The organism is Streptomyces sp. SS7 (assembly GCF_037993025.1).
GTDB lineage: Bacteria > Actinomycetota > Actinomycetes > Streptomycetales > Streptomycetaceae > Streptomyces.
On sequence record NZ_CP141223.1, the window covers coordinates 3660626 to 3684823 of the forward strand.

The 24198-nt window shown below is 62.8% G+C and carries 25 protein-coding genes; 21 read left to right on the forward strand and 4 right to left on the reverse strand.

Translation table 11 applies throughout. The annotated features are described in order from the left end of the window. Nucleotides 1-10 precede the first annotated feature (10 nt). The 4 genes from U5640_RS16710 to U5640_RS16725 form a co-directional block, all read right to left on the reverse strand. Nucleotides 11-826 (reverse strand): AAA family ATPase, encoded by an 816-nt coding sequence (locus U5640_RS16710; protein ID WP_340376586.1) that lies wholly within the window; start codon nt 824-826, stop codon nt 11-13. Nucleotides 827-852: 26 nt separating this feature from the next. Continuing rightward, the gene (locus U5640_RS16715) at nt 853-1638 is read right to left on the reverse strand and encodes a PD-(D/E)XK nuclease family protein (RefSeq protein ID WP_340376587.1); all 786 of its coding nucleotides are present in this window, start codon (nt 1636-1638) and stop codon (nt 853-855) included. Continuing rightward, nucleotides 1635-2138 carry a hypothetical protein gene (locus U5640_RS16720; protein ID WP_340376588.1) on the reverse strand — a complete coding sequence of 168 codons (504 nt, stop codon included), beginning with the start codon at nt 2136-2138 and terminating at the stop codon, nt 1635-1637. Before U5640_RS16720 ends, U5640_RS16715 begins: the two co-directional genes overlap by 4 nt. 410 nt (nt 2139-2548) lie before the next feature. Continuing rightward, the gene (locus U5640_RS16725) at nt 2549-3052 is read right to left on the reverse strand and encodes a hypothetical protein (RefSeq protein ID WP_340376589.1); all 504 of its coding nucleotides are present in this window, start codon (nt 3050-3052) and stop codon (nt 2549-2551) included. A gap of 510 nt (nt 3053-3562) precedes the next feature. Here U5640_RS16725 and U5640_RS16730 point away from each other — a divergent pair. The 21 genes from U5640_RS16730 (at nt 3563) to U5640_RS16830 (ending at nt 24190) form a co-directional block, all read left to right on the forward strand. Continuing rightward, on the forward strand, nt 3563-3880 hold the full coding sequence (locus tag U5640_RS16730; RefSeq protein ID WP_340376590.1) for an HNH endonuclease: 318 nt from the start codon (nt 3563-3565) through the stop codon (nt 3878-3880). Between the two features lie 84 nt (nt 3881-3964). Further along, nucleotides 3965-4264, forward strand: coding sequence for a hypothetical protein (locus U5640_RS16735; protein ID WP_340376591.1), 300 nt, complete (start codon nt 3965-3967; stop codon nt 4262-4264). A 72-nt stretch (nt 4265-4336) separates the two neighbouring features. After that, a complete protein-coding gene (locus U5640_RS16740) occupies nt 4337-4516 on the forward strand; it encodes a hypothetical protein (RefSeq protein ID WP_340376592.1) in 180 nt (59 codons plus the stop codon). Continuing rightward, nucleotides 4513-4944, forward strand: a complete 432-nt coding sequence (locus tag U5640_RS16745) for a hypothetical protein (protein WP_340376593.1) — start codon at nt 4513-4515, stop codon at nt 4942-4944. Before U5640_RS16740 ends, U5640_RS16745 begins: the two co-directional genes overlap by 4 nt. 12 nt (nt 4945-4956) lie before the next feature. Further along, on the forward strand, nt 4957-6522 hold the full coding sequence (locus U5640_RS16750; protein ID WP_340376594.1) for a hypothetical protein: 1566 nt from the start codon (nt 4957-4959) through the stop codon (nt 6520-6522). 12 nt (nt 6523-6534) lie between these two features. Then, a complete protein-coding gene (locus U5640_RS16755; protein ID WP_340376595.1) occupies nt 6535-7953 on the forward strand; it encodes a phage portal protein in 1419 nt (472 codons plus the stop codon). A 41-nt stretch (nt 7954-7994) separates the two neighbouring features. After that, nucleotides 7995-8516, forward strand: coding sequence for a hypothetical protein (locus U5640_RS16760; protein ID WP_340376596.1), 522 nt, complete (start codon nt 7995-7997; stop codon nt 8514-8516). Nucleotides 8517-8577: 61 nt separating this feature from the next. Further along, entirely contained in the window at nt 8578-9672 is a 1095-nt protein-coding gene (locus U5640_RS16765) for a hypothetical protein (RefSeq protein ID WP_340376597.1), read from the forward strand. A 4-nt stretch (nt 9673-9676) separates the two neighbouring features. Next, nucleotides 9677-10243, forward strand: coding sequence for a hypothetical protein (locus U5640_RS16770; protein ID WP_340376598.1), 567 nt, complete (start codon nt 9677-9679; stop codon nt 10241-10243). 12 nt (nt 10244-10255) lie between these two features. Then, nucleotides 10256-10585, forward strand: coding sequence for a hypothetical protein (locus U5640_RS16775; RefSeq protein ID WP_340376599.1), 330 nt, complete (start codon nt 10256-10258; stop codon nt 10583-10585). Further along, complete coding sequence (locus U5640_RS16780; RefSeq protein ID WP_340376600.1) at nt 10582-10989, forward strand: hypothetical protein; 408 nt, start codon at nt 10582-10584, stop codon at nt 10987-10989. The genes U5640_RS16775 and U5640_RS16780 overlap by 4 nt, the downstream gene beginning before the upstream one ends. After that, nucleotides 10986-11372: a hypothetical protein gene (locus U5640_RS16785; RefSeq protein ID WP_340376601.1), complete on the forward strand. Its 387-nt coding sequence runs from the start codon at nt 10986-10988 to the stop codon at nt 11370-11372. The genes U5640_RS16780 and U5640_RS16785 overlap by 4 nt, the downstream gene beginning before the upstream one ends. A 79-nt stretch (nt 11373-11451) precedes the next feature. Beyond that, entirely contained in the window at nt 11452-12033 is a 582-nt protein-coding gene (locus U5640_RS16790) for a hypothetical protein (RefSeq protein ID WP_340376602.1), read from the forward strand. A gap of 75 nt (nt 12034-12108) precedes the next feature. Further along, entirely contained in the window at nt 12109-12363 is a 255-nt protein-coding gene (locus U5640_RS16795; RefSeq protein WP_340376603.1) for a hypothetical protein, read from the forward strand. Further along, nucleotides 12363-12770 carry a hypothetical protein gene (locus U5640_RS16800; protein WP_340376604.1) on the forward strand — a complete coding sequence of 136 codons (408 nt, stop codon included), beginning with the start codon at nt 12363-12365 and terminating at the stop codon, nt 12768-12770. Before U5640_RS16795 ends, U5640_RS16800 begins: the two co-directional genes overlap by 1 nt. 68 nt (nt 12771-12838) lie before the next feature. Then, on the forward strand, nt 12839-18331 hold the full coding sequence (locus U5640_RS16805; RefSeq protein ID WP_340376605.1) for a transglycosylase SLT domain-containing protein: 5493 nt from the start codon (nt 12839-12841) through the stop codon (nt 18329-18331). Nucleotides 18332-18347: 16 nt separating this feature from the next. Then, nucleotides 18348-19337: a phage tail domain-containing protein gene (locus tag U5640_RS16810; RefSeq protein ID WP_340376606.1), complete on the forward strand. Its 990-nt coding sequence runs from the start codon at nt 18348-18350 to the stop codon at nt 19335-19337. 30 nt (nt 19338-19367) lie between these two features. After that, the gene (locus U5640_RS16815; protein WP_340376607.1) at nt 19368-20582 is read left to right on the forward strand and encodes a siphovirus ReqiPepy6 Gp37-like family protein; all 1215 of its coding nucleotides are present in this window, start codon (nt 19368-19370) and stop codon (nt 20580-20582) included. Then, nucleotides 20582-21658, forward strand: a complete 1077-nt coding sequence (locus tag U5640_RS16820) for a hypothetical protein (protein ID WP_340376608.1) — start codon at nt 20582-20584, stop codon at nt 21656-21658. Before U5640_RS16815 ends, U5640_RS16820 begins: the two co-directional genes overlap by 1 nt. A 15-nt stretch (nt 21659-21673) precedes the next feature. Further along, nucleotides 21674-23200, forward strand: coding sequence for a hypothetical protein (locus U5640_RS16825; RefSeq protein ID WP_340376609.1), 1527 nt, complete (start codon nt 21674-21676; stop codon nt 23198-23200). 9 nt (nt 23201-23209) lie between these two features. Beyond that, a complete protein-coding gene (locus U5640_RS16830) occupies nt 23210-24190 on the forward strand; it encodes a CHAP domain-containing protein (protein ID WP_340376610.1) in 981 nt (326 codons plus the stop codon). Nucleotides 24191-24198 lie beyond the last annotated feature (8 nt).

The window sequence follows — 24198 nt, forward strand, 5'->3', positions numbered from 1 at the left end:
AATGTGTGACCTAGAACTCAGAGGAGATGTCGGTCAGGCGCATGTTCGCGTTGTTGAAGTCGTAGCTGCTGAACGTCTGCCCAGAGCTGTCCTCGAAGCCCTCGCGGTTCTTCACGGGCGAGACGTGCAGAATCCTGCCGTCCATGCCGTCGATTTCCTTATGGATCGTCAGAATCACGGAGGGAACCCGGCCGATCTTGCCCTTCACGCCGGACAGCGGGATCGGCTGTAGCCCGTCCGAGAACTCGCCCACGACGTGATGCAGGCCGAGGACATGGGCGTTGGTGTCCCGAGCCATCTCGCTCAGGTACTCGCACATGGCTTCCAGGCCGAACACGAACGACTCGGCGTCAGGCGTCGAGCCGCCGTCCACGTTGGTGATGTTGTCCACCACGATGAGATGCGGGTCCATCCCGAACACCTCGAAGTAGCAGGCGAGGTCACGTTCGATGTCCCCCGGCGTCGGCCGGGCCTCGAAGTTCCACCGGATCCACCAGCGCTTCCCGAGGTCGACGTGATACTCCCCGAACTCGTCGTGCACCAGCTTCCGCTTGATGTCCCTGACGTTCTGGCCGGTGATGATCGCCGTGGCCCTGGTCAGCTGAGTCGCGGCGTTGCTGTCGGCCGAGAAGTAGAGGACGGGCATATTGCCCGCCAGCGCGAGGTTCGCGGCGAAGATCGACTTGCCCGTGCCGGGCCCCGCAGCAACGAGCGACAGTTCGCCCCGCCGGAACTCGACCTCAAGCCTCCGCAGCCCAGTGAACGGCGAGTGGATCGGCTCGCCGGCCTCGCCTCTGGCCTGCTCGCTCTGGATCAGCGAATACATACGCACCCTCCCATGTCGTCACCCACTCAACTTTTGCTTGAAAAAAATGTGCACGCGTGTGCCACGTCGCAAAAACGGCAGTCGTAGCCAGGGTTGGCGGGGAAGTTCCCGGCCTTCACCCCGGCGTCCATCGCGGCGTACCGCTCACCCAGCTCGTCAGCGCTCACCTGGTTCAGCTTCACCGGCCGGGAAAGCCGTCCGTCCTTGGCGAGGTACCAGTCAGCATCGTTGACCTCCACGTCGTACAGCTCCCTGACCGCGATCCCGTACGTCTGGAGCTGGAACCGCGACTTCGTAGAGCCTGTCTTGAGGTCCCGAGGTCGTACGGCGTCCTTCACCGTGACGAGCTGGTCTATGTAACCGCGGACCTTCACGCCTCCCAGCTCGACCATGAAGTACAGCTCAAGTCCCGGCGTCCCATCCGGCGTCGTCCAGATGGCCGGCCTGTTCTCGGTGGCCCACTCGACATAGCGGGCCGTCTGCTGCTGGCCCAGGGCATAGCGCCGCTCGATGTCCTCACCGCCGCTGTAGCGGCCGGCGGACAGCCAATGGTCGGTGTTGCTCTCCTTGTCGAGGGCCTTGTTCGTCTCGTCCTCGTACTCGTCCGAGAAGATCGCCACGGCTTCCTCTGCACCCATGGCCCGATCGGCTCTCTCGAACGCCTCAGCAGCCGAGTGGAAGGCCCTGCCGTGAATGGACCAGGCCGCCGGTCGCGGTTCAACGCGCTCCACGCGCTGAAGGTAGAACCGCCATCCGCACTTCTCGTACTGCTCGGTCTGGCTGACCGACCTGGGCTGAGTCTCGATACTCAAGCAGATACCGCCTTCGCATAGCGAACGATCTTGAATGAATTGCTGCCTTCGATCCAGGCGTGTGGGTGGTCGAAGCTCTCACGCTCCAGATCGGTGAAGGACCGCGCGTTCAGGTCTACCTCAAGGGCCAGCGCTCGGGCGCGGCCATCGTCGTCCACCTGGTCGGAGGTGATGAGGTCTACGTACTCGACACCCGTCCCAGGCTGCCCAGGAAGGTGGGCATGCGTACTGATGATCAAGAGCCCCCAGGTTTCGTCATCCTCCGTGCACTGCATCTGAGTGCTTCGATTGATCAAGTCATGCAGTTCGGCACGCAGTTGAAGCTCCCTCTCAACAGATGCAAGGAACTCACTGAGAGTGCTGCCCCGCCTGAGCCCGTAGAGGTCTGGAAGCGCGTGCTCGTGTGGCACATCTTCCTTGGCACGTACGTGATGCGTGTTACCCCCGAGGACCACCTTCGGAATGGCTCCCGAGTCCTCAATCCCCAGCTCAAGCGCCACAGCGCCCCCCACAGTCCCCACCCCGAAGGGCCCGTACACGTACACAGATGCGGAGCCCGTGTGTTGCTCCTGTGAATCAACGTAGCAAGGTTAGAGAGCGGTTAACACCCCGAGTTTTCGCAGGTGAGAGGGCTTCGCGTACAACCTTTTCATCCGTTACAGGTTGTGTTGATCACTACCGGGAAGTAAGACGATCTCGGTGGGGATCAATCGGACAGAGTGGCACACGGCGGAACCATGGCATCCACTTACCATCACAGAAAGTAATGGCCAAGAGAATGCAAAGCCACATCCCAACCGGTCGGTCTGGCCGACCGGCCGAACAAAAAACCTCCCCTGGCCGTGTCGGCGGGGAGGTGTCAACCAATCCAGGAAAGGTGTAAACCAATCTAGTCGCGTAGAGCGAGCCGCTAGCCCTCCGCGCCAGGCTCAGCAGGAAGCTCCAGGGCGGCACGGTGCCTCTCGTCCTCCAGGAGATCGCGCCCCTCGGGCCAGCGAATGACCATGCGGCCGTCTGACTCAAGCCGGGGTTCCAACACCCAAGGCTCTCCGGGAACGTCCGGTCGCAGATTGAGGACCACGTTGCCTTCACGAATCAGGGCCTCAAAGCGCTCTGCCCCCTTGGCCTCCGCATCGCTGAGCGTCTTATCGCCAAGTCGACTGCGCAGAAAATAGAAGAGATCCCGCGCGCGATTAAGGCGCATGAAATCAATCCGTCGCGTTTCATCATTCGGCCACACGTGTTCAAGAATCTCCTGCGCCTGACTCTTGAATGGAGCACGCCGAATACCCATGAGCTTGAGCCGCTTATTAACTGCCTGGAACGAAACGTCAAACATCGCGGCAATTTCCTTATCGGATTTGCCGTTTCTGTAGAGTTTCAGCAGCTCGGGATTAGCCGGCAGCTTGGTCATGGACGTCGGTCTCCATCGTGCAAGGTTCGTGGACATGGCGCGTCGATCGTGCCTGAAGGTACTTCCAACTCGTCACCGTTTCAAGTGTCTTACTCGCGCTGACCTGGGGAGACGTGTTCAGAAAAGTTGAGTCTGTGACGTCCGTCTCACTCTGACTCATGGGTGTCAGCGGATCCACCTTTTGTCACCGACGTCTTTAGTGAGAGAGCGAGTAGAGCGAGCGAACGGACAGCTCAGAGAGATTTTTCGAAAGAGTGTTCGATGACAATTGACACACCCAAGGAATCGCCCTCTTTGGGGCAAAAGGGAATCGCAACGTTGTTGCGAAAGTGGATGCCGCCTACCCACGACCGTGCAACTTCAAACCAAGTGAACATCAGGTGAACGAGCCCTCACGGGTTCTCCTGTTGACCTCCCTGTTGAGATCCGTCTCCAGGAAGCGGGTCCAGGAGCGGCCCCGGCCGCCAGATCAGCAACCGGCCGGGGCCCCAGACATTGAAGGAGGGGAGCATGCCCAGAGCAAAGAGCGTCTGTCTTCGCAGTGGGTGTGTGTCCCCCACGGTTCGCGATGGCCGCTGCGCGGATCACCAGATTCGGAAGAGCTGGGATCGGGTCTCAGCCCGCAACGCCAGCAGGCCAACCGACTGGTCCAAGCGAAGGGCGCGGGTCCTGGCGCGCGACCGCTTCCGCTGCCAGCTCTGCGGAGCCAGAGAGCGGCTGGAAGTCGATCACATAGTCCCCGTGGCCCGAGGGGGCACATGGGAGCCAGACAACCTCTGGGTGCTGTGCAAGCCGTGCCACAAGCGCAAGACCTACAGCGAGAAGTAGTGACAGGTCCCTCCCTGGAACCTTCAAGATCACCCCTTTCCTAGGAGGCCCTTAATGGCACGAGGCGTAATTCCTGTCACTGGCGTGGACCGATCGGGCGTACTGCTGCCCAATCCCACGACCGGGGACCCGACCAACAACCACACCGTGGGCAACAACGGCCGCGTAGTTCTGCTCGTGCAGAACAGCGGCGGCACGGTGGCTCGAACCGCGACCTTCCACCTCGCTCGGACTGTGGACGGCTTCAGCGTCACTCCCCGGACCGTGAGCGTGGCGGCCGGGGCCACCAAGGCATGCGGTCCCTTCAACCCCAACGACTACGGCGATGACCTCCTCGTCGACGTGGACCACGCCGAGCTGAAGATCACCGCGATTCGGGTCTGACCCCCACGCGACCGAGCCCGCCCCTCGACTCCGGGGGCGGGCTCAATTCATTCATTCACGAACGGAGAGCGCATGAGCGCCTGCACCGGCCACTGCGATGACTGCCCCTACACCTTCTGCACCCCGCCGGCGCCGAAGGCGCCGAGGCCCAGCAAGGCACAGGAGCGCCGCGGCTGGCGTCAGGACGCGCTCTTCGAGCTGGAAGACCTCGGAGACATCTGGGGCATCGACACGAGCAAGGTGAGGCTGTGACTCGCGGACCACGGCCGAAGGACAACGCAGTCCGGCGTAACAAGCACGAGCACGCCCAGCAGCTCAGCAGCACTGCCACCGAGGGCCGTGCCCTCCCTGCTGGCCTCGGGATCAAGACGGCTGGAGCACGCCGCTTCTGGAAGACGTGGGCGACCTCGCCGCAGGCCGGTAAGTGGGCTGAGACCGACTGGGCCGAGTTGGAGATCACGACCAAGCTCGTGGACGCCCTGTTCCAAGGCGATCTGAAGTTGGCCGGTGAGATCCGTCAGCGCGTCGCCAAGTGGGGCGCCACCACAGAGGACAGGGCCCGCCTCCGCATGTCCTTCGACGAGGACCAGGACCAGGACGAGACCGCCGGCGACGAAGCCGCAGCCGTCGCATCGACCACAGACATGGATGAGGAGCTGTACCGACTCCTAAGCGAATAGAGGTGACCGCCCTTGCAGACAGGCAATCTGCCCGCAGGGGTCCCGGCACCGAATGAGACGCTCGGGTACGAAATCATCCGCTGGGCACAGAAATACATCGTCCAGCCTGATGGCGAACGAGCGGGTGAGGCTTGGCGCTTCACCAAGGAACAGCTTCGCTTTGTTCTGTGGTTCTACGCCATCAACCCGGATGGCAGTTGGCGCTACAGCGCCGGCACTCTGCGGAGGGCCAAGGGCTGGGGTAAGACGCCCCTGCTGGCTGCTCTCGCTATCGTTGAATTTATCGGCCCTTGCCGATTCTCCCACTTCAACGCTTACGGCCTCCCAGTGGCCAAGCGTGTTCCGCTGCCCACGGTGCAGATCGGCGCTACCGCGCTGGACCAGACTGACCAGACGCTTGAGATGATCCGAGGAATGCTCTCGGAGTCTCCAGCCGAGAAGGAATTCGGTCTGGACATCGGCAAGTCCGTGATCCAGTTCAAGTCTGGCAAGCCTGGCACGATCAAGCCGAAGGCGACAGCAGGACGAACGAATGAAGGTAACCGCCCGACTTTCGCCCTGATGGATGAAGTCCATCACTGGGTCGGAAGCAACGGTGGCCCTGACTTCTACCAGGTCATCAAACGAAACATTGAGAAGACCGCCTCTGCTGGTTCTCGATGGGTCACGACGACCAACGCGTACAACCCGAATGAGGATTCGGTCGCTCAGCAAATCCACGAGTCGGACATGGTCCGTCAGGGGTTCTGGCTGTACGACTGCCTTGAGGGTGACATCGAGCATGAGGAGCTGCGGGACGAAGCCAAGGTCCGTGCCGCGCTCAGGCAGGCGTACGGAGACGCGACCTGGGCCGACATTGACGGCCTGACTCGCACGATCCTCCACGACCGTACGACGCCGGACAGCACCTACCTGCGGTTCTTCTGCAACAGGATCGCCGAGTCCTCTGACGGCTGGATGAGCCGTTCCGAGTGGCTGGCCTGCCAGGACGACCAGGACCCCATCAAGCCCGGCGATCAGATAGCCGTCGGGTTCGACGGCTCGATCCGCGGCGACGCGACGGGCCTCGTCGGGTGCCGGCTCAGGGACGGAAAATTCTTCGTCCTCGGCCTATGGGAAAACCCCAGAGACCCGAATCAGCCTGACTGGGAAGTCGATGTCCTGGCGGTCGAGGCCGCCGTGCACACGGCTTTCAAGACGTACCGCGTCGAGTGGTTCTACGGTGACCCTCCCTACTGGCAGGAGAATCTAGGACGCTGGGCGCTGGAATACGGCGATGACTACGTATTCGAATTCTGGACCAACAAGCCCACGCGCATGGTCCAAGCCGTTGAGAGGTTCCGCACCGCTTCCATGGTCCAAGACCTGAAGCACGACGGAGACGAAGACCTCACCCGGCACATTCTCAATGCGGTGACACGTGAAGTCCCTCAGGGAATCCTGATCACCAAAGACTCTCCCCGCTCGAAAAAGAAGATCGACTTGGCGGTTTGTGCGGTGCTGGCATTCGAGGCCCGTGCGGACGCGATTGCTGACGGACGACTCAAGCAGAGGAGGCGGCGCGTCGTCGGATTCTAAGTGAGGTAATGCATGATCGTACCGCCCAATGGCTATACCGCCATGTCTCCGCCTTCCACTCCGAAGGAGTGGTTGCAGTACCTGTACGGGAAGCTGCCAGCTCCCAATTCGCCCGCCCGGATCTATTCGCGGTACTACGAGGGAGAGCAGCAGAAGCTAGCTTTCTCCCAGGCGCGATTCAAGTCCGCCTTTGCCGATGTCTTCGAACAGTGGCGAGACAACTTCTGCGGGATGATCGTCGATTCGACGAATGAGCGTCTGCATGTCGACTGCTTCCGTCTCCCTGACTCCCCCGGCACGGACAAGGACTCTCGCGAGTTCTGGCAGCGCTCCAGCATGGATGCCTTCTCCAACAGCGTCCACCTGGACGCGCTGATCCAAGGCGTCTCGTACGTGCTCGTGTGGGCGGACCGCAACGGCGATCCGACCATCACCCCCGTCTCGGGCGAGCAGATGGCCGTGCAGTACAAGGCCGGCTCGCTGACGGAGCTGGAGGCCGCGGCCCGCTTCTACCTGGACTCATGGGGCCGGCAGATAGCCACGCTGTGGACGGAGCGGTACGTCTACGAGATCCCCGTGGGTGAGACCGACTGGGAGAAGGGCACTGCTGCCCCCAACCCGCTCGGCGTGGTGCCGGTGGTCCCGTTCGCCAACAGGGTTCGGCTCGTTGGTGACCCGTACTCCGACCTGAAGAACGTCATCCCGATCCAGGACGCGATCAACAAGACGCTCATGGACGCGCTCACCGCATCCGAGTTCGCGGCCTTCCCCCAGCGCTGGGTCACGGGCCTGGAAATCCAGGAGGACGAGAACGGCAACCCCATCGAGCCGTTCCAGGTCGCGGTGGACAAGTTGCTCCAGGCCGAGGACCCCGGAGCCAAGTTCGGGTCCTTCTCCCCTGCTGACCTCAGCAACTATGCCGCGCTGGTCTCCCTCCTCCTTCAGCACATGGGCGCGGTCAGCCGGACCCCCCATCACTACTTCCTCGTCAACAGCGGCTCCGCCCCCTCGGGCGAGTCCCTGATCTCTGCTGAGGCCGGTCTCGTGGCCAAGGTCAGAGAACGAATGCTTCATTTCGGTGAAGCATGGGAGCGGGTTATCCGACTGTGTTTCGCGGTCAAGCGCGATAAGCGCCGACTCGCATACGGCATGGAGACCGTATGGAAGGACCCCGAATACAGAACGGAAGCCCAGCACATTGACGCCCTGCTCAAGCTGAAGCTGCTCAATGTTCCGGAGGAACAGCTTTGGTCTGACGCGGGTTACTCCGCTGCCCAGATCGAGACCTTCCGCGAAATGCGTAAGGAAGACGCGAAGGCAGCAGCAGAGGTTCAGAAGCTCGGACCTCAGCCGGAAACGGCACCGAGCGGCGCTAAGCCGCCTCAGGGCAATGCGGGCAACGTGAACCGCAAGCTCCACGAAACCAAGTAACGACCCGCCGAAATGGCGTGTCCATCCGAAATGGAATCACCATGAGCGACGAGCAGAACCCCAAGGGCCCCGACGACCAGAAGCCGGACAACGCGCCGGCGCCCACCGTCGAGTCTCTTCAGGCAGAAGTGGACAAGTGGAAGGCACTTTCCCGCACGAACGAGAAGCGGTGGAACGAGGCGTCCACAGAGCTGGACACCTTCCGGCAGGCGCAGATGACCGAGCAGGAGAAGGCCATCGAGGCCGCAAAGGCCGAGGCCCGTACGGCTGCGCTCTCCGAGGTCGGTACCTCGCTGGTTGAGGCGGAGATCCGCGCTCAGGCCGCGACTGCCGGCGTCACCGTGTCCACCGAGTTCCTCGACCTGAACCGATTCCTTGGGGAGAACGGCCGTGCTGACGCCGACAAGGTCAAGTCGTTCATCTCGTCCCTCCCGAAGCCCACTGCCAATCCGGAATTCCCTCAGCTCATGGGGGCCGGACATCACCAGGCAGGCGGCAACGACATTTCCACAATGGACCCGAATGAACTCGCAGACATCATCGCGGGCGGGTCGTTCCTCTAAACCCCTTACTTGAGAAAGCCCTTCGGTTAGCCGAGGGGCTTTTTTCATGCCCGGAGGCACCATGGCGCTTACCACGCATCATTTCAATCTCGACCCCAAGCAGGTCACCATCGCGGCTCTCGGTCTGCTCGACCGACAGCTGACTCTCGGAGGCATTCCGGCCCGATACTCGGAACTCAACTTCACCGGCGGGCTCGGTGACGTGATCAACGTGAACCGAGAGTCCCGAGGAATTCCGGTCGTGTCGCAGGGCATTTCTTCGCCGATCACCAACCCGATCACCGGCGACAAGAACGTGTTCGCTGCGGCCTCCGACCGGCCGCTTCCGACCGCCGACCGTAAGGCGCCGAACGGCTTCATCAACGAGTCCCGGTTCCCGGTCCAGCTCACCACGCTCGCCCAGAACGCTTCGACGCTCAGCATGGAACAGGTCGCGTTCGACCTCCGCCAGTTCGGCTCTCAGGTCCTCTCGAAGCTGACCCGAGGCTTCGCCGAGTACTTCGACGACACCACCGCGGCTTTCATCAAGGCGAACGTCACCCGGTCCGGCCTGACCACCGGCCAGAAGAACGCCATCGGCGGCGACGTGGCGGTCTCCATCCCGACTGCGGACGGCACCGCAGCGAACATGGCTCAGCGCGCTCTCGGCATCCGTACCGCACTGGTCGACGCCCGCATGGCGCTGAACATCGCCGACGTCCCCCAGTCCGAGCGGTTCCTGATCGCCGGCCCCGAGGTCGAGGCGATCCTTCTCAAGGACCCCGAGTTCGTGGCCGTGGACTACAGCGGCGACACGAACGCCCTGCGTCGGGCCGTCGTGGGCCGCATCTACGGCTTCGACATCGTGATCCACAACAGCTTCAGCCTGGAGATGTACCTCTTCCACCGGAGCGCTCTCCTCCTGGTCTCCGCGTGCCCCGCGATCCCGATGGGTGCCGTCAACGGCTCCACGCAGGACATCAACGGCATCGCCACCCGCATGCTCATCGACTACGACTTCGGGAAGAAGGCCGACACCATCGGCCTGGACACCATGTACGGTCTCGCGACCGTCAAGGAGGACCCCGACTTCAGCGTCCGAGGCACGGCCATCGGCGAGAAGTTCGTCAGGGGCCTGAAGATCAGCATCACCGAGACCGCTCCGTCGGGCGGCTGACCCGATGGCCTTCGTAACGACGGATGACGTGACGGCCCGCCTGGGGCGGGCTGTTGCCGACGACACGGAGGCCACCCGGATTGCGGCGTTCATCGAGGACGCCACCGCTCTGGTACTCGACTGGTGCGGGACCGACTTCGAGCAGCACCAGGACGAGACGTTCACGCTCCCCATCGCGGGGAGCGAGGTCGAGATCCCTCCTCGCTACCTCCCCGGCCTGAATATCGCGACCGTCGAACTCGACGACTACGAGCTGATGGCAGCGGACTGGAAGCTCGTGGGACGCGTCCTCTTCCTGCGCTACGGCATCACGGCTGGCACGGTCACCCTCACTGCTTCGTGGGGGTGGCCGGCCGTCCCCCATGTGATCAAGCAAGTCATCTGCGCTGAAGTCGTCCGATGGCTCGCTGTCTCTCCCGGAACGGTCCTGGAGAAGACCGGCGAACTCGAAGTCCAGTACTCCCAGACGGCCAACCATCCGGGGCTCTCCCAAGCAGCCAAGGACAGCCTGAGGCGCTACAGGAAGCGGGCTCGAAGCCTGGACCTGTGGCGTCACGTGACCCCCTTCTGACCTGGAGGTCACATGGCCCTGTTCAACGACCCGATTGAGATCCACCGGGCTCCCCTGGTCGGTGACACCTACGGCAAGCATCGCGACTGGGACCAGGCCGTGAAGGTCTGGGAAGGCGTTGGGGCCGCGCTCCCCTACCGGCGCTCGTACAAGCCCGACGCAGCAGTCAGGGAGACGAGCCGTACCCGGATCACGGTCTACCTCCCGGGAACTGTCGACTTCGACTCGGCCGATCGTCTCTTGATCGGCGGTGAGTGGTGGGAGTCGGACGGTGAGCCGTGGCCCTGGCGGCTCGGCTCGCGCCAGTACACGCAGCTCTACGCGAAGCGGGTGACGAAGTGACCGATCGCCCCATCTCCGAGCCGAAGCGCGGTAGACGCTGGACGAAGTCAATCCGGGATGGCGTCCTCTTCGAAACAGACGTCGGCTTCATGCTGCAAGAGATCCAACACGGCGGTAAATACCGGGAGTTGGCCGCTTATCACGCGGCGAAGATTGCCGCTCAGATCATCAAGGCGGCTCCCCGAGGTCCGCACAAGTTCACCGACGAATACTCGATCAAGAAGAACATCCACGCCAACGTGGAGAGGAACGTATCCGGCTGGATCGGTTACGTGACGATCGAGGAAAACCCCAAGGCTCGACACGCCTTGCTCCAAGAGCGCGGATACCGCACTCGCGATGGCAAGCGCCACGCAGGCCGCTTTTACATCAAGGGTGTCCTGGAGAGGCAGCGTGTTGAATGAAGGTTGACCCGATACCCCTCGTCGTCGACTACCTCAAGACCTGCCCCGGTATCCCGGTGGACGCGCCCACAGGCACGATGGTCGGTCGAGAGCCCGGCGATACCACGCTCTACATCCTGCACAGCGGCGGATACCGCCTGGTCCGCAACGCGATGGACAAGGCCGATATCTGGTACGACGCCTATCACCAGGACCGAGCCTCAGCCGCCGACCTGGCGTACCTGACCCGTGAATTTCTCCTTGAGGATCTGCCCGGCAAGGTGATCAACGGTGTCCAGATTCTCGACGTAATGGAAGTCTCCTCACCTCGCTACATGCCCGACGAAACCTCTCTTGAGGACGTGTACGGGGGCGAGGTCTCCATTTTCTACGTCGAAGCCTGACAGCCCGACCGAGCTAAACGGCTCGGCCTGACGGCCCCTACGGGGGCCGTTTTTGTTTTCCCTTCTTCAAGGAGCATGCATGGCCAATGACGCATCCAAGATTCGGTTCGCGCCGAATGGCGCCCTGTTCGTCGCGCCGGCCCCCAACGGTGGTGGTGGCACGACCCTCCCGACCGCCGTAGGCGACGGCGGTACGACTGCCCCGTCCGGCTACAAGTCCTTCGGCTACGTGAACGAGTCCGGTGTCACCATCACGCCGCAGATCAACACGGACCCGGTCACCGTCTGGCAGTCCGCGGTGCCGGTCCTCTACAACGTCAAGGACGCCTCGTTCAGCATCAAGGCAACCTTCTCCGAGGTCTCGAAGATCACCACTGAGGCATTCTTCGGTGCCACCTGGGTCCAGCAGGGCACGGCTGAGCTGTGGAAGCTGGACCTCTCCAGCGTTCCCGAGCTGACCGAGCTGTCGATCGTCGTCGACTGGCAGGACAAGGGCAAGAACTTCCGCTGCGTGATCCCGCGCGCGATGGTCTCGGACCGAGGCGCGATCACCCTTCAGCGGACGGCCAACCAGGAGTTCGAGCTGACCTTCGAGGCCCTCGACTATCAGGGGTCCCTGGGCTACATGCTCACCGACGACTCCAACGTGGACGACGCCTGATCTTCCGCCCCTGCCGGGGAGGGCTAAATTCCCCGGCCTCTCTCACCCCACCCCCTTTGCTTCCCTGGAGTCCCCATGTCTGTTGAGACTGTCGCCGCCGCTGAGTCCGAGGCCAACGAGGAGCCTCGCGTCATCGAGCACAAGGGCGTTGAGTACACGATCCCCGCTCCGCTCGACTTCCCCCTCGAAGTCGTCTACGCAGAGAACGAGGTCGAGATCGTCCGCCTGATCCTGGGCGAAGGCCAGTGGCCCAAGTACCTGGCCACCAAGCCGACCATCCGCGACTTCCAGGAGTTCTCTGAGAAGGTCAACGGTACGCCGGGAAACTGATGCTGGCCGCCCGCACCATACGGGAGCATCCCGAAGAACTTGAGGCTGATCTCTTGGAGTTCTTCGGGATCGATCTCCTCGACTTTTGGCGCGGACGGCTTTCCCTGCGTCGCATCGCCGTTCTCGTGAAATCACTCGGGCGCCGGCATGGCCGGTCCAGCCTCGCGGCCGTTCTCGACGAGTCCGCCGAATGGGCCACTTCTGACTATCTGCTCGCGCGTATCTCTGACGCGCTGGAGATGAGCAACTTCCTCTTCATCAAGGCGAATTCTGCTGATGACAACAAGCTCACTCCTCCCGATCCCATTCCCCGGCCTGGCGTCGATTACGAAGCCGAACAGCCGGAATTCGATTACTCCTCCGGTGAGGAGGTGGCGGGCTTCTTCGCCCAGATGAGCAAGCTCTAGGGGGCGAAATGAGCACGACTCCGCAGGGAATCAAGGTCGGTAACGCGTACATCGAGATCAATCCTCAGATGGACCAGGACCAACTTGCCCGGCAGCTGGCCAAGTTCGAGGAAGCGGTCAGGACCACCTACAAGCGGCAGTCGGACGTCACGAAGGCGTACGCCCGCCTTCAGGTCCAGCTCGAAGAGTGGGTCACGAAGAAGTACGGGGACCAGGCGAAAGCCCGCCTGGCCGTCGTCGCCGACGGCATCAAGGCCCGGAAGAAGCTGTCTCAGACCGAGTCCGCCGTTCTGCTCCAGGCCCTCGCCGAGGTCGAGAAGGCCGAGGTGGCGAGCGAGAAGCGCAAGACGGCCGTCAAGCAGGCCGCTGCCCGCCGCAAGGAGCGGATAGCCCTCGCTGCTCGTGACCTTGAGATCAAGTACGGGCAGGACGTTGCCAACGCCTTCACGGCCCAGATCGCCACCATGCAGGCCGGAAAGAAGAAGCTCACCCTCACCCAGATCGCCGAGACGAAGCGATGGGCTGAGCTGGAACAGGCCGAGATCCGCAAGGTTGCAGCCGCTCAGCGCCAGGCCCAGCAGGCTGCCATTCGTGGCGCACAGGTCGAGGCGGCCGAGAAGACGGCCGCGGCGACGAAGGCTCAGGCCGCGTACACCCGCACCTTCCAGCAGGTGAAGGCCCAGCTCCTCGAACAGATGCAGTTGGAGAAGATGCGGGAGCGGGCCCGCCTCGAAGGCGAGCTGGCGATTCAGACCGCCTCCGCTCGCACTGCTGCCATGCAGCTGGCCAACGCCCGGTCGAGTCTGGCTCAGCTCTCCACCCTCGCGACGCGAAGCACCACCACCGTGGCGTCTCGCTTCAAGAAGGTCGGCACCGAGATAGAGAAGGTCGGCACGACCGCCACCGAGCTGGGCAACACGCTGATGAACAGCGTCGTCACGCCGCTGGCTGCGGCGGGTACCGCTCTCACTGTCTGGGGCCTCAAGGCGGCCGACAACTTCCAGAACACTCAGACGTCGCTGAGGAACATGGGGCTGGCGCTCAAGGACGCCAACGACCTCATGAACAACCTGACGTCGTACGGCCTCAAGACGCCGTACTCGATCGGCGACATGCTCACGTACGGCACGCGGATCGCTCGTGCGGCCGGCGCCCACAACAAGGACTTCACCAGCGCCGATCCGAAGCGTCAGGCCAAGGGCTCGGCGGACGTCTCTCACGAGGCTCAGAGCATCGTCCAGATGATCGGTGACCTCGCGGCGCGAGGCGGCATCACGGACTCGTCCATGGTCCAGCGCGGCTACTACGCGATGGAAAAGCTGATGGACGCCGACCGCGTCTCGCTGCGGGACATGAAGCAGCTTGAATACGCGATCAACATGCCGGTCCAGGAACTCGCTCAGCTCCTGGGCTTCAAGGACGGCCAGTACACACAGAAGGAAGTCGACGAGTACAAGGCCGTCAACCCTGGCTTCCAGGCGAAGGCCGGCGACGTCTTCCCGGCCTCCGGTCAGATGCTCCGCGTCATGGCGAACGCCAAGACCACCGGTGGCGTGCGCGGCCAGGACATGGTCAAGAACCTCCTGTCCTACTGGAACGGCGACAAGGCGATTCCCGGCGGCAAGCCGGACAAGTCGCTGAAGGGCTCCGCCGAGCTGCTCGGTACCGCGACGTTCGGTAGCCGCCTGTCGAACATGAAGGAAGCCAGCCAGCAGGGCCTTCGCAAGATGTTCCAGGAGTTCAACCCGAAGACGGGTGAGCTGGAGTACACCGGCCTCGGCGAAGCCATCATGGGCAAGCGCGTCCAGGTCAAGGGCAAAGACGGCAAGGTCCGTAACGAGTGGCGTGGCGGTCTGCTCAACCAGGTCGCTGGCATCGGCTCCGACCTCATGGGCGAGAACGGCAACGGTGCTGTCCCCCAGCTCATGAAGGGCACCGTCGAGGGCCTGGGCACGGCAATCGACTGGATCAAGAAGTTCGCTGACGAGCTGGAGAAGCACCCCGAAGTAGTCGAGGCCGTCAAGCAGTTCGGCAAGCTCGCTGCCGTCGTAGCTCCGCTGGCTCTCGCCTTCGGTGCCACAGCGAAGATCTTCGGCAAGCTGATCAAGCTGTTCTCTCCGCTGGTCTCCCTGGGCAAGGGCGTCGTCTCTGGCCTGGTCGGCGGAGGCAAGATCGTGGGCCAGGTGGCGCGCGGCGTCCAGTCGGCATCGCAGGGAAACGGCTTCCTCAACGGCTACCGCGCACAGCGCGGCGTCTACAACCAGGGGGATACCCGGAGTCTCGGCCGCCGGGCCGTGGACCGTGTTCGAGGCAACAACTCCCAAGAAGAAACGTTGCGCCTCAACGCCACTCAGTACGAGGAGGCGATGCGGAAGGCCAAGGATTCGGTTGCCGACCTGAAGCGCAAGATCAATGAACTGAACCGGCAGAACCTTGACAAGGTCGCGAAGGAGGCGGCTGGCAAGGACACCAGCGTCCAGGCCGCCGCGGCGAAGGCCGAGAAGGCGACGGACAAGGCCGCGAAGGCAGTCCGCAACCTGAACAACGCCAAGCTCAATGCCCTCCGTGAGCAGGTGGCCGGCAGCACCGCCAAGGCCAACGGCCTCACCTCCGCGACGGGCAAGGCGAGTTCGGCCGTGAAGGCGCTGAACGGCAAGAGCCTGAAGAACCTCAAGGGCCAGTTCAAGGACGTCGAGGACGCAGCGGACAAGGCGTACAAGAAGGCGTCGACCCTCACGGGCGAGATCAAAACGCTGAACGGCAAGACGCTGGGCGGGGTCACCAAGGAGGTCAACAACCTCAAGGACGCCCTGAGCAAGACCAACGAGAAGGCGGTCGCGCTCAACCTGGCGCTCGACAACGTGGACAACCACAAGGGCGGCAGCAGCAAGAAGCCCAAGAAGCCCAAGAAGAACGCCAAGGGCGGCATCATGCCGGGCTACGCGCCCGGCGTCGACAACATCCCGGCCATCCTCAGCCCGGGTGAGGCGGTTCTTCGTCCCGAGGTCACTCACGCTCTCGGCGCTGAACGAATCAATCTGTGGAACAGCATGGCTGTCCGAGGCCAGTTGACCCGGAAGTTCGCGAAGGGCGGTGTCGTCGGCAAGCTCGGCCTGGACAAGCTGATCGACCTCATGAAGTTCCGGGACCTCAGCCCGGACATCCTCTCGTCGTTCGCGACGATGCGGATGGACAGCTCTTCGAAGGAGATCGGCGGGACAGCGCAACAGGGAGTCGTCGGCTCGGGCACCAGCGCCTCGAAGTTCGTCGGCGTCGACCTGGCGGAGAAGTTCACCGGCATCTTCGACTTCGTCACTCAGGACAGCTGGAAGTTCCTGAAGAAGCTCCCCAGCGGTATCGGTCAGATCGTCGGCATCCTCGGTGGGGCTCTGGCCCCGATGTCCGGTCAGTACTTCTGGGATGACGTGTGGAAGGGGAAGGGCAACGTCCTCGAACGAGGCGGGGCCTACCTCAACGACATGTTCTCGATGAAGACGCTGAAGGGGTTCGTCGAGAACCTGTTCGGAGGCGTCTGGGACTCGATCAAGAGCATCTGGAACGTCGGGTCCGACCTGGTCACTGACCCCGTCGGGACCGTCGAAGGCGCCGTGTCCGGTGTCTGGGATCTCGTCTCCGCCGAGTACGGCGGCATGGTCGACATGGTCAAGGGCCTGCGGGACATCGTCAACAGCCCACTCGACTACGCCAGTCAAGTCCTACGAGATACGTACTCGACCGCCAAGGAAGCCCTTCCGAACACGGAGGGGCTTTTTGATTTCTCGGGCTCGGGGCTGTCCTCGAAGAAGCCGGACATCTCCGCTCTCGTCGACGGACAGATGAGCACACCCGCCCCTACCGGGGACTCGGTGACTCGCTGGACACCTCAGGTCAAGAGGGCCCTGGCCCAGCTCGGGCTTCCCCAGTCGTACGCCAACCTGGTTCTTCACCGCATTCAGGTGGAGTCGGGAGGCAACCCGAAGGCCGTCAACAACTGGGACAGCAACGCGAAGATCGGCCAGAACTCGCGCGGTCTCATGCAGACCATTCCAGCGACCTTCGCCGCCTACGCCGGCCCGTACCTCAAGCGCGGCATCTACGACCCGATGGCGTCCATCTACGCCGGTCTCAACTACGCCGTGCACCGCTACGGCTCGAACTGGCCCAAGGCCCTGTCAGGGATCAAGGGCTACGCCTCGGGCACGAACGGCGCGGCACGCGGTTGGGCATGGGTCGGCGAAGCAGGCCCGGAACTCGTCCGCTTCAACGGCGGTGAGACCGTCCTGAACAACCAGGACAGCATGCTCGCCACGGTCAAGGTGCTCCGGGGCTACGCCTCCGGTACCGGGACCACGCGCACCACTGGTGTGGCCGCGGACGCCGAGAAGGGCGTGTCCTCGCTCAACAGCGCGGTGAAGAAGCTCTACGAGATCATCAAGCAGGCGTTCACCTCTGGCCGTATCGGCTCGGGGACCGCGAACAGCCTGAACAAGTGGCTCGACAAGGAGAACAAGCAGCTCCAGGCCCTCGTGAAGCAGCGTACGGACCTCGCGCCGAAGCTGAAGGAAGCGAACACCAAGCTGGCTGCGGTCAAGAAGGACGAAGCCGAAATGGCGTCGTCGATCGCGGACAAGTCCAAGGAACAGCGCTCGCTGACCTCGGTCTTCAACACCGACGGTGTCTCGGTCTCCTCAGCAGTTTCCGGCCTGAAGGAACGGCTGGCAGCGATCAAGAGCTTCCAGGCCAACGTTTCCACGCTGGTGAAGCGCGGCTTCTCGAAGGACATCATCTCTGAGATTGCCCAGGCCGGCCCCGAAGAGGGCGGCGCCATGGCGAAGGAGCTGCTGAACGCAACGTCCGCTCAGGTCACCGACCTGAACAAGACGTACGCGGCCATCGGTACTGCCTCGGATTCTCTCGGGAAAACGGTTGCGGGTAGCTACTACTCCGCCGGGAAGAAGGCGGCTCAAAGTCTTGTCGACGGCCTGACGGCCAAGGACAACAAGCTGAAGAAGCAGATCGAGGGCCTGGCCGATGAGATCACCAAGACCCTCAAGAAGAAGCTGCACTTCAACTCGAAGACGCCGGTTTCCTCGGGCCTTGCCTCTCTCCTCACCTGGCTCACCGGGGAATCACAGGCCGTCAAGGGCGGCGGGTCGACCAGCAAGAAGAAGACGACCCGGGTCACCACGTCCTATTCGACTGATTCCAAGGGCCGGAAGGTGACGACCGTTACCACCACGGTTACTGACCCGACAAAGGGCACCACAACCACCACGACCGAAAGGACCGTTGGCGGCAAGACCACGAAGACCACAAAGGTGAGCAAGGTGAAGGGCTACTACACCGGTACCCTCTCGGCTTCCCCTGGAATGGCTCTCGTTGGTGAGCGTGGCCCGGAGCTGGTCAATTTCAATGGTGGTGAGCGCGTCCACAACGCCCGACAGACGGCAGAAATAATGGGCCCTCGCTACGAGATCCACATTCACGAAGCCAAGTCTGAGAACACCACTCAGGCGGTCCTTCGGGCGATGAAGTACGCAGAGGTGATGGCCGCCATGTAATCGACAGGAGTGCTCAATGCCGATTCCCGCAAGGCCACTAGTTCCGGTAAACGGGGCATTCAATCAAAAGCCGAGTGTCCCGGTTCCGGAGGATTGGCAGAACACATACGTGTCGATCAGGGGCAACAACGGTCAGGGGGAGGAAATCCCCCTGACCGGCTTCCTGACCGCTGCCTGGCCGGCCATCATGCTCCAAGCGGGCGCGACCGGCCTTGACCTGCCCCCCTTCGAGCTGCACAGCGACGACTCCCCGAACCTGGACGGCTCCATGTTCAGGGGCGCCAGGGCCGCAGCCCGGCAGATCCTCTTGCCTGTCTTCGTCTACGGCATCGACCGCAAGACGCTGCGCAGCTTCAAGCGCCGACTGGCCAATGCCCTGAATCCCAAATCGGGTTACTGCGTCCTGACGTTCATCGAGTCGAGCGGCATCGCTCGACGAATCCAGTGCTACTACGCCGGCGGTATGGAAGGAAACGAGTCCGCGGACTCCTCGGGCTTCCGATGGATCTCCTACGGAATCCAGCTCGTGTGCACCGACCCATGGTTCTACGGAGACACAGAGATCGGCGCGAACTGGTCCTTCGGATCTGCTCAGCCGTTCCTCGGAAGCCACTTCTTCCCACTCACACTCGGCAAGGGAACTCCGTCCAACGGAACCCTCACGATCACGAATACGGGAGACATCGAAGCCTGGCCCGTCTGGACGATTACCGGCCCCATCAAGAGTTTCGAGTTCACAGGGCCTGACGGAACGAGCTGGGGGATTCCAGCTCAGGCCGGAGGCGCTGACGTTCTTCAGGCCGGCCGGACACTCACCGTGGATTGTCGCCCCGGATACAAAACCCTCCTGGACGACCAGGGAACGAATTATTTCCCGCTCATGTCGTCCGGTCCCTCTCTCTGGTCGGTGCCTCCCGGCACCTCGACCGGACAAGCCGAACTCGTCTCCGGTAGCGGAACGCCAACCGTGAAGATGACTCTCTTTCCCCGATATGCGACGTACTGACATGAGGTGTGCATGGGTTATCGAGTGGAGGTGCGCGACGCTGCACTCAACCGCATAGGCATTATCGACACCTGGATCTCGATGGATCTGGTGGTCCGGTATTGCCAGCAGGGCTCTTGGCAAATCCTCGTGGGGGCGGGTACGCCACAGGCTGACCTTCTCCAGAAGGGCGGCGGGGTCGCGATCTATCAGGATGACGTCGACCTCCCGATCCTCACGGGACAGATCGAGTCGTTTCAGCACTACTGGACCAACAGCCAACACACCTCGCTCGGCTCGCTCTACTTCGGCGGGAAGTGTGACAACAAGCTCGCGTACAACAAGCTCGCCTTCCCCGATCCGACGAAGGCCGCCACACAGCAGTGGCAGGCAGACGACAGCGGCCGGAAAGTCGCCGGGAAGGCCGGTCACCTCATCTGGTCCGAGCTGAACCAGGCGATGGGCCCCGGTGCCCTCACCAACCGCCAGGTGGCCGGCGTCGTCATCGGCGACGACGTCACGTTCGGCAAGGACGTCTCAGACAACGTCCAGTGGGACGTCATCGGCACGAAGCTCGAATCCTGGATCGACACCACGACCACCGGATACCGCTTCCTGTACGACCCCAACGAGAAGGCCGTCAACCTTCACCTCTTCACCCCTCAGGACCTCTCCGCGGACGTCCGCTTCAGCAGGGAGCTGGGCAACCTACGAGAGTTCACCTGGTCCCTGACGGCTCCGACCGTCACACGCGTGATCGTGGCCTGCCAGGGCGCCGGCAAGAACAGGTACCTGTACCAGCAGATCGACACCGACTCTGAGGCCGAGTGGGGCCTTCAGATCGAAACCTTCCTCGACCGGCGGGACCTGCCCATCAAGGCGGACCCGACGACGGGCCTGCCCGTGAAGGCCGACCTCTCCGTGACAGACGAAGACTTCGAGACGGCCAAGCAAGCCGTGCTCGACGCAGCCACCGAGGCACTCACCACCGGGGCCAAGAACGGAAATTTCCAGCTCTACCCGATCGATACCCCTCACATCAAATTCGGCCGAGACTACTTCGTCGGCGACATCGTCACTGTTTCCGTTGACGGCGTCGAATACACAGACATCGTGCGCGAGGTGTCCATCACCGTGGACCAGGGCGGACAGACCGAAACGGTGTCCCCGTCCATCGGTGAACAGGGCTCGGGTAACCCACTCAATCTCTACAAGACGGTTTTCGACATGCGTGAAAAGCTGCGCAGGCTAGAGGCGAGGATGTAATGGCAAACGAGATAAGTTACCCGTTCACCGCCGATAGCGCTGGTGGCGGTGCCCAGATGGTGACACAGGCTCAGTGGCAATACCTTTCACGACAGTTCGCCAAGGACCGCGTTGACTTCCGGCTTTCCACTGCCAGCCTCGCTTCATCAGACCTCCCGTTCTATGCCCAGGTGGTCAACGGAACCACGGTTTCCCTTACTCCGGGCAGAGCGGTGGTGGGCGGTTTCTATTACCAGCTCACTGCTACACAGTCGGTCACGATCGCCGCCAACACAGGCTCCCTTGCCCGCATAGACATGATCGTCCTTCGCGCGGACATGTCAGCCAGCGCAGTCAACCTGAAGGTCTTGCAGGGCCAGCCGGCCGCTTCACCGAAGTGGCCCACCCTCACCAAGTCCTACGGCGGCTCATGGGAGATGCCCCTGTACCTGGTCAACGTCCCCGCCAACAGCGGGGCGCTCTCCCTGACCAGCGTCATGCCCTTCGACCTCCCGGAACACGTTGCAGCACCGTGGAATGTCACCACGACCGCCGCAATGCACCAGGCGGGCACATTCGTCGTCGACATGGACAACAACAACACGGACACTCAGACCGAGTATTTCGTCGGCCGAGACGCGACCGCAGTCACACGCGACCTCGGAAAGCCCAGGACGTACACCCCGACCCTGACCAACGTAAACGCCGACCTGCCGACCGCGAACAAGACAGGGCGCTGGCGGTGGATCGCTCCGGGAATGGTCTACGTATCCATGTCCCTGGTCAATGACTACGAAGACACAGGAATTGTGGCCACCACGAGCAGTATCCGCGTCTCGCTCCCGGTACCGGCTTCCGGAGCAACAGGACAGCTTCTTCGAGGACTCATCTCCAATCCATTCAACGGCGGCAACCTGCCCAACCTGATGGAAATTCACGCCATGAGCGGAAAGTCCACCTCGGCACAGACCATTGCCACCCTGTACTACCCGAACTCGACAAACCTTGCTGAGGGCCTCGACGGCCTTCGCGCCATTCCACCTCGATCGGTTCTCACCATTTCCGGAGTGTACGAAGCGAACACCTTCGGCAACTAATTAGGAGGGTGCCTCATGGCACGAAACCTGTTCGGCGGGACAGCGGACAGCGTTGCCGAGGATGCAACCGGTGCCCGAGTGGCCGGCGCAGTAGGAACCGTCTGGAACGGTCCCAGCGCGGGCGCAGTGCAGCTCACCGACCTCACCGACGAGAGCGGGGCACCGCTCGACCATCTCACGGCCGACTCCAACGGCTACGTAGCAGCATTCTTCGGACCCGACGGGTACGAACGTGTCTGGGTCGACTTCGGGGCCGGGAAGGTCGCGCTGGTCTCCGTCACGGTCGGCGAACGACTCGACTCCCACCTCGTTGCCGTCGATCCCCACGGGGACAGGGCGTACGCGGACGGGGCTTTCGTCAAGGCGAGCACCGCCGGTTGGGTGGCGAGCGCCAACGCCATTCAGTCCGCCTCGAAGGGCGTCAGGGTCCCCCCGGCCTGGGGCGAGTTCTGGAGACCGAAGCGGGACGCCGCAAAGCTGGGAACCGGCAAAGCGACTGTCGCCGTTGTGGGCGGCTCCTCGGCCGCGGGCTTCTACGCCAGCAACCTCTTCACTAAGAGCTGGCCGGGCGTCCTCGCCACCAGCCTGCAAAGCGTCTTCGGCGATGGCGGAACCGGCTTCTACAGCGCTCTCATCAGCACTCAGGGCATCGGTGGAACCGACTCCGCAGCCATCACCCAGTGGACCGCCAGCGGCGGCCTGATCACTCAGACCGGCACCTGGAGCATCGGCGGAAATCAGGCCGGCCCCGGCTGGGGCTACCTCTACAGCAACACCAACGGGAACACCCTGACCTTCACCGTGCGAGGCACTACGGCCACGGTCTACACCCTCGGCTCCGACGGAACTCACTCCCCCTGGTCCTACTCGATCGACGGCGGCACAGCAGTGGCCGTCACGGACACCGGGACGACCGGCCTGGCGGTCCTCACGAAGACCATCACTGGCCTGTCCAGCGGAACGCACACGGTCAAGCTGACCCACACCGGAACGTCTTCTCAATACCTCGCTGTCTGCGGTGTCTCGGGCGAGAACAGCACGGGCGTGGTGGTCAACAACTTCGGCAAGCGCAACGCGTCAGCGAGTCACTACGTCACCCCGCTGAAGATCGGCTGGAGCGGAGGACCGAACTACCCGGCTGACTGCGTGGTCTACATGGTCAGCCCCGACGACATCATGAACGGCGTCTCGGCCGACACCTGGGCGTCCAACGTCCGACAGCACCTCTCGTACATCCGGGACGGCTCGACCGCCGTAGGCAACACGGACCTCGTCATCGTCCTGCCTCACATCGGAGCTTCCGACTTCTCGAACAACCGCTACCAGGACTTCGTGAACCGCGCTCACGGCTTGGCCGTCGCCTTCGAAGCCGCTCTCATCGACCTCTGGGGAATCGGGCGGAACTCGTGGAACTACTGGAACAGCCTTGGCTATTGGGCCAACACGGCATCTCCGGGCGCCGCCGGCACTGACGCCTACTTCATGTCCGACGCAGGCCACTCCTATTCCGCAGGAGTAATCAATTCGCTCCTCGCGAGCTAAGGAGGAATCATGGGAAACCCCCAGATGCCGCAGGTAATTGCGGTGGCCAAGTCCCAGGTGGGCTACAAGGAGGGTTACGCCGAAGGCGGTTGGACGAACGTCACGAAGTACGCGGCGGAAGTGCCTGGCCTCGGCTGGGCACAAGGCCAGTCCTGGTGTGCGATCTTCACGAGCTGGGTCGCCATGCGTGCGGGCGTTGCCAGCCTCTTCCCGCGAACCGCCGACTGCTCAGCGGCCGTTACCTGGTTCAGCAGTGCCAGCCGTTGGTCCTGGTACCCCGCTGTGGGCGCTCAGGTCATGTACGGAACCAGCGGCCAGGACCACACAGGAATCGTCTACGCATACGACGCCACTTACATCTGGACCATCGAAGCCAACACGAACGACAACGGCAGCTCCGAGGGCGATGGGGTCTATTTCCGTAAGCGCAAGAGGTCCGATGCGAACGTTTATGGATACGGGCTCCCGAACTATTCGGAAGGTATCACCACTGCCGAAGTCGCCAAGAAGGGTGTAGCCGGGTACAACTACGCGGTGTCCAGCCTCGGGCCTGGCCCGGCCTCTCTGGAGCCCGGTGGACTCATGACGACCAACCTCGTGGCCGACACGCTCTCGGTCAACGGCTCAGCCCATGCCGGCCGCCTGTTCGTTCAGCAGAACGACACCACGACCGTGGGCCTTGAGGTCATCTCCGCGTCGTCCTCGGCAACCAGCCTGGCTCTGTTCAAGGACGCCAACGGCAATGTGGTCTTCGAGGTCACAGGGGCCGGAAACCCGGTCTCCCGCGCGACCCACTACTTCCCGGCCGCGCTCCAGCTCGGCGCCACCGCCGCGGATCTGGGCGGCAGCGCCGGCGCGGTCATCTCGATGAAGAACGCCACGACCGCACCCACCACCAACCCGAGCGGCGGAGGCATCCTCTTCGCTTCTGGTGGCGCCCTCAAGTGGAGAGGCAGCAGCGGCACCGTCACGACCATCGCGCCTGCGTAAGGAGAGCC

Coding starts and splice junctions, on each gene's coding strand:
- U5640_RS16825 (WP_340376609.1), top strand. CDS start 21,674: ATGGCACGAAACCTGTTCGGCGGGACAGCGGACAGCGTTGCCGAGGAT.
- U5640_RS16820 (WP_340376608.1), top strand. CDS start 20,582: ATGGCAAACGAGATAAGTTACCCGTTCACCGCCGATAGCGCTGGTGGC.
- U5640_RS16800 (WP_340376604.1), top strand. CDS start 12,363: ATGCTGGCCGCCCGCACCATACGGGAGCATCCCGAAGAACTTGAGGCT.
- U5640_RS16710 (WP_340376586.1), bottom strand. CDS start 826: ATGTATTCGCTGATCCAGAGCGAGCAGGCCAGAGGCGAGGCCGGCGAG.
- U5640_RS16755 (WP_340376595.1), top strand. CDS start 6,535: ATGATCGTACCGCCCAATGGCTATACCGCCATGTCTCCGCCTTCCACT.
- U5640_RS16725 (WP_340376589.1), bottom strand. CDS start 3,052: ATGACCAAGCTGCCGGCTAATCCCGAGCTGCTGAAACTCTACAGAAAC.
- U5640_RS16805 (WP_340376605.1), top strand. CDS start 12,839: ATGGACCAGGACCAACTTGCCCGGCAGCTGGCCAAGTTCGAGGAAGCG.
- U5640_RS16775 (WP_340376599.1), top strand. CDS start 10,256: ATGGCCCTGTTCAACGACCCGATTGAGATCCACCGGGCTCCCCTGGTC.
- U5640_RS16795 (WP_340376603.1), top strand. CDS start 12,109: ATGTCTGTTGAGACTGTCGCCGCCGCTGAGTCCGAGGCCAACGAGGAG.
- U5640_RS16790 (WP_340376602.1), top strand. CDS start 11,452: ATGGCCAATGACGCATCCAAGATTCGGTTCGCGCCGAATGGCGCCCTG.
- U5640_RS16765 (WP_340376597.1), top strand. CDS start 8,578: ATGGCGCTTACCACGCATCATTTCAATCTCGACCCCAAGCAGGTCACC.
- U5640_RS16830 (WP_340376610.1), top strand. CDS start 23,210: ATGGGAAACCCCCAGATGCCGCAGGTAATTGCGGTGGCCAAGTCCCAG.
- U5640_RS16785 (WP_340376601.1), top strand. CDS start 10,986: ATGAAGGTTGACCCGATACCCCTCGTCGTCGACTACCTCAAGACCTGC.
- U5640_RS16760 (WP_340376596.1), top strand. CDS start 7,995: ATGAGCGACGAGCAGAACCCCAAGGGCCCCGACGACCAGAAGCCGGAC.
- U5640_RS16740 (WP_340376592.1), top strand. CDS start 4,337: ATGAGCGCCTGCACCGGCCACTGCGATGACTGCCCCTACACCTTCTGC.
- U5640_RS16810 (WP_340376606.1), top strand. CDS start 18,348: ATGCCGATTCCCGCAAGGCCACTAGTTCCGGTAAACGGGGCATTCAAT.
- U5640_RS16770 (WP_340376598.1), top strand. CDS start 9,677: ATGGCCTTCGTAACGACGGATGACGTGACGGCCCGCCTGGGGCGGGCT.
- U5640_RS16730 (WP_340376590.1), top strand. CDS start 3,563: ATGCCCAGAGCAAAGAGCGTCTGTCTTCGCAGTGGGTGTGTGTCCCCC.